Source organism: Phenylobacterium sp. (genome assembly GCF_036723115.1).
Lineage (GTDB): Bacteria > Pseudomonadota > Alphaproteobacteria > Caulobacterales > Caulobacteraceae > Phenylobacterium.
The window spans coordinates 35984-40966 of sequence record NZ_DAIMHV010000012.1 but is presented as its reverse complement, the minus strand read 5'-3'; the positions used below and the strand labels follow the sequence as shown (position 1 = coordinate 40966).

The 4983-nt window shown below is 72.2% G+C and carries 4 protein-coding genes; all 4 read right to left on the bottom strand.

The genetic code is table 11. The annotated features are described in order from the left end of the window. On the bottom strand, positions 1 to 776 hold a 776-nt coding region (gene hisG, locus V7D28_RS02930; protein WP_333585862.1), incomplete at its 3' end, for an ATP phosphoribosyltransferase. After that, a complete protein-coding gene (locus V7D28_RS02925; RefSeq protein WP_333585861.1) occupies positions 776 to 1921 on the bottom strand; it encodes an ATP phosphoribosyltransferase regulatory subunit in 1146 nt (381 codons plus the stop codon). The genes V7D28_RS02925 and hisG, both read right to left, overlap by 1 nt. A 2-nt stretch (positions 1922 to 1923) precedes the next feature. After that, the gene (gene hisS / locus V7D28_RS02920; RefSeq protein WP_333585860.1) at positions 1924 to 3399 is read right to left on the bottom strand and encodes a histidine--tRNA ligase; all 1476 of its coding nucleotides are present in this window, start codon (positions 3397 to 3399) and stop codon (positions 1924 to 1926) included. 291 nt (positions 3400 to 3690) lie between these two features. Further along, the coding region (pgi, locus tag V7D28_RS02915; protein WP_333585859.1) for a glucose-6-phosphate isomerase at positions 3691 to 4983 on the bottom strand (1293 nt) is incomplete at its 5' end.

Here is a 4983-nt window from a genome sequence, read left to right as displayed (position 1 = left end):
ACCAGACGCTCCACCACCTGGCGGCCGACGCCGTCCTGATCGGGCCAGGTCAGGCTCGTGGCGCCCACGGCGGCGGCGCGGGCCTCCACCATGCGCAACAGACTGTCTGCGACCTGAAGCGCATCGGCGGTCCAGGGGGCGCGGAGGCTGGCCGCCAGATGGGCCTGGCTTTTCAGGATCACCCCGTCGGACAGGACCTTCAGCCCGTTGGCACGCAGGGTGGCGCCGGTGGTGGTGATATCCACCACGATCTCGGCCGCACCAGCCGCCGGTGCGCCCTCCGTGGCCCCGCCGGACTCCACGATGCGATAATCGGCCAGGCCATGGCGGGCGAAGAAGGCCCGGGTCTGAAGGATATACTTGGTGGCCACCCGCATACGCCGGCCGCTGCGGGCCAGGATGTCGTGGGCCACCTCCTCCAGGTCGGCCATGGTCTCCACGTCCAGCCAGCTCTTGGGCGTGGCCACCACCAGGTCGGCGCGTCCGAAGCCCAGGGGGCGCAGCAGCAGAACCCTCTGCGTCATGTCGCCGGGGCGCTCGCGCATCAGGTCCTCGCCGGTGACGCCCAGATGCACCTCGCCGGCATCCAGGGCCTCGGCGATGTCGCCGGCCGAAAGCAGGCGCACCTGCGCGCCGGCCAGACCCCGCAGCCGGGCCATGTAGCCACGCTCTCCGCCCACGGATTCCAGCTTCAGGGCGCAGTCGGCGAGCCAGGCCTCGACCTGCTCCTTCAGCCGCCCCTTGGAGGGAACAGCGATGATCAGGGGCGCATCCATCAGGCTTCTCCTTGGGCGAAGGCCCGCCACGGACGGACCATGCAGCCGATGGCGCGGCCAGCCTCACCGCCCAGGCGGGCCGGCAGACCGTCATAGCGGCCCCCCGCGGCCACCGGCCGGTCGGCGCCCAGGGCCTGGCTGCGCACCTCGAAGGTGACGCCGTCATAATAGTCGAAGGTGTGGCCCAGCCGCGTGGCGAAGCAGGTCCGATCCACCGCCACGCCGGCCGCCCGAAGTCCGTCCAGCCGACGGCTCCAGTCCGCCAGGGCCGTATCCAGGGCGCCGGTGTTGGGGCCGGCGAGACGCCGAACCGCCTCCAGGGCCGCGGCCGGTGCGGCCTCAATGGCCAGGAAGGCGGCAAGGGCCTCGGCCTGCGCCGGGCTCAGGGCCGGCGCCCGGCGGGCCTCGGCCTTGCGCACCAGGCGCGCGGCGATGTCCTGGGGCGCCCGCCCGCCCACCGGAGCGATGTCGGCCAGGGCCCAGACCTGCTCCAGCACCGCGCCCGCTGCTTCGGCCGGAAGATCAGCCAGCAGGCCTTCCAGCCGCCCTGCGTCCGCAGCGCCCGCCGCGCCCTGATCATCCTGCCCGCGGGCCAGTTCGGCCGCCAGGAGGCGCGGGCGACGGGCCACGCGCCTCAGTCGGCCATCGAGGGCCGGCGCCAGATCGAGAGACGTGATGAAGGCCTCCAACAGGGCCGCGTCCCCCAGCCAGAGGCCAAGATCGGCGCGCCCGCCGGCGCAGGCCGAAGCCCAGGCCAGGGCCGCCATCTCCACATCGGCCTCGACGACCGGCGCGCCGGCCGGATCGAACCGCTCCACGCCCAGCTGAAGAAACTCCTCCGGCCGGGTGGAGGGCGCCGGGGCGGCGCGAAACGCCTTGCCCTGATAGATGTAGCGCCCCGACGGGGCGCGGCTTTCCAGGTGGTGGCGCACCACCGGCGCAGTGAAATCCGGCCGCAGGCAGTATTCCGGGCCGCCCTCGGCCTGGACCAGGAAGAGGCGGGCGCGCAGAGCCTCGCCCACCAGGTCCAGAACCAGACCCAGGGGCTGCACCAGGGGCACGTCCACCGGAGTGGCCGCCACAGCCTCGAAGGGGCGGCGCACGGCGGCCAGCACATCGGCGGGAATCGGAGGTTCGACGCGCATGGTCAGAGGCCCAGGATCTTTCGGATGGTCGGCGCCAGCTCGGCGCGGGGCACGGTCATCTGGCCGGGCCGCTCTTCTCGCCACTGGCTGTTGTCCTTGACGCCGGCGGCGAGCGCCCGGCCCAGGTCCAGGTCCTTGATGGTCACCTGGCCCGCGGCGATCTCATCCCCGCCCAGGATCACGGCGGCCGGAGAGAGGCGGCGGTCGGCGTACTTCATCTGGGCCTTCATGCCCGAGGCGCCGAGATAGACCTCAGCGGCGACGCCGGCGGCGCGCAGCTCGCCGGCGGCGGCGAAATAATGGGCCATGTCGTCCTGGCTGAAGGCGATGATCACCACCGGCCCCCGGGCCTCGGCGCCCAGGTCGCGGCCGGCCGCCCGAAGCGCCGCGGCCAGGCGCGACACCCCGAAGGAGAAGCCCGTGGCCGGGACAGGCTGACCGGTGAAGCGGGCGATCAGGTCGTCATAGCGCCCGCCGCCGCCCACCGAACCGAAGCGGACCGTCTGGCCCTTCTCGTCCACGGTCGGCAGCAACAGCTCGGCCTCGAACACCGCCCCGGTATAGTATTCCAGGCCCCGGACCACGGCCGGATCGAACATGGCCTGATCCTGGCCGACGCCGAGGCTGGTGAGGGCCGCATCGATGGCGGCCAGTTCCGCGAGGCCCGCATCCCCCTCCGCCGAACCGCCGATCACCTCGGCGATCCTGGCCAGGGTCTGGCTGCGATCGTTTCCGCCGCCCGCGGCGGTGAAGGCCAGGACCGCCTCGGCGGCCGCGGCGCTGAGGCCCGCCCCCTTGGTGAAGGCGCCGGACTCATCCTTGCGGCCTTCGCCCAGCAGCAGGCGCACCCCGTCCGGCCCCAGGCGGTCGAGCTTGTCCACGGCCCTCAGCACCGCCAGCTTCTGGCCTTCGGCGCTCACGCCCGCGGTGGCCAGAAGGCCGTTGAGCAGCTTGCGGTTATTGATCTTCAAGACCGCCGTCCCGGCGGGAAGGCCGGCCGCCTGGAGGCCTTCGGCGGCCATGGCGATGATCTCGGCGTCCGCCTCCGGCCGCGCCGAGCCCACCGTGTCGGCGTCGCACTGGGTGAATTCGCGGAAGCGTCCGGGCCCCGGCTTTTCGTTGCGCCAGACGCTGCCGAAGGCGTAGCGCCGGAACGGCTTGGGCAGGGTCTCCCAGTTCTGCGCGGCGAACCGCGCCAGGGGGGCGGTCAGGTCATAGCGCAGGGCCATCCACTGCTCGTCGTCGTCCTGCAGGGCGAAGACCCCCTCATTGGGGCGGTCGGCGTCGGGCAGGAACTTGCCGAGCGCGTCGGCATATTCGAAGGCGCCCGTGTCCAGGGCTTCGAATCCGTAGCGCTCATAGACCGCCGAGACGGCGGCCAGGATCTTGCGCTCGGCGGCGAGGTCACGGGCGCGGCGGTCGGCGAAGCCGCGGGGATTGCGCGCCTCGGGGCGCGGGATGTCGCTCTCTTGGCTCATGGCGTCAGACTCAGTCAGTGGGGCGCAGCGGCGCAACACGGCCGCGGGCGTTGAGGATCGGAGGGGTCATGCGTCGCTCCTAGAGGGTTGGGCGACGGACGAGGATCATGTGTGGCGAGCCCCGTCCGTGGGGGCTCGAGCCGGTTGCGCCGACCGATCAGGCCGCGCAACCCCGCCCGATCCCCCGGGAGATCGGATGGTGGACGCCGCGGTGATGGAGCCGTGCGAAGGTCATGGGCCGCGCCTATAGCCGAGCCGTGAGCTGAGCGCCAGTCTTCACGCGCCCAACTCTCATGCGCCGAGACGGGCGATCAGGGCCTGGGTGGAGGGGTCATGCGCGATCGGGGCGCCCCCCTCCAGCTCGCCCAGGATGCGGCCAGCCAGGGTCTTGCCCAGCTCCACCCCCCACTGGTCGAAGCTGTTCACCCCCCAGATGGTCCCTTCGACAAAGGTCTTGTGTTCATAGAGGGCGATGAGCGCGCCCAGAGCCGCGCCATCCAGGCCCGGCATGAGAATGAAGCTGGTGGGCCTGTTCCCGGGGAAGGTCTTCTGCGGCGCCAGGCGGTCGACCTCCTCGGCGCTCAAGCCCTCGGCGGCCAGGGCCTGGCGAACCTCGGCCTCGCTGCGTCCGACCATCAGGGCCTCGGCCTGGGCCAGGGCGTTGGCCAGCAGCTTGCGCTGCGAGGCCTCATGCCCATCGGCGCTGGCGGCGACCGCCAGGATGTCGGCGGGGATGATGTCGGTCCCCTGATGCATGAGCTGGAAGAAGGCGTGCTGCACATTGGTGCCCGCGTCGCCGAACACCGCCGCCGCCGTGGCCTGGGCCAGCGGGCCGCCGTCGCGGCTCACGCGCTTGCCGTTGGACTCCATCTCCAGCTGCTGCAGGAAGTTGGGCAGCAGACGCAGGCGTTGAGCGTAGGGCACCACGGCGCGGATGGGCCGGTCCATGCCGTTGCGGTTGAAGATGTGCGCCAGGGCCAGCAGCACCGGGGCGTTGCGCTCCAGAGGCGCCTGCTGGAAGTGGGCGTCCATGGCCGCGCCGCCAGCCAGCAACTGGTCGAAAATGTCCGGCCCCAGGGCCACGGCGCAGGACAGTCCCACGGCCGACCACACCGAATAGCGGCCGCCCACCCAGTCCCGGAAGCCGAAGATCTGGTCGGGCTGGACCCCGAAGGCCTGGGCGGTCTCCGGCGCGGCCGAGACGGCCACCAGGTGGCGGTCGCCCGCCTCCCCCAGGGCCTGGCGCAGCCAGTCCCGGGCGATCTGGGCGTTGGCCATGGTCTCCTGGGTGGTGAAGGTCTTGGAGACCACCACCACCAGGGTGCGCGCCGCCTCAAGGCCGTCGAGCGCAAGCGTGATTTCGGCCGGGTCCACATTGGCCACGAAGCGCAGGTCGATGGCCGGCGCCGGCGCGCGCAGGGCCTCCCACACCAGCCGGGGCCCGAAGTCCGACCCGCCGATGCCGATATGAACGATGGCGTTGAAGGTCTGACCCTCGGCGCCCCGTCGCTCGCCCTTGCGCACTTGGCGGGCGAACGCGGCCACGGCCTCGCGCACGGCCTCCACCTCGGCCGAAACCGGCTG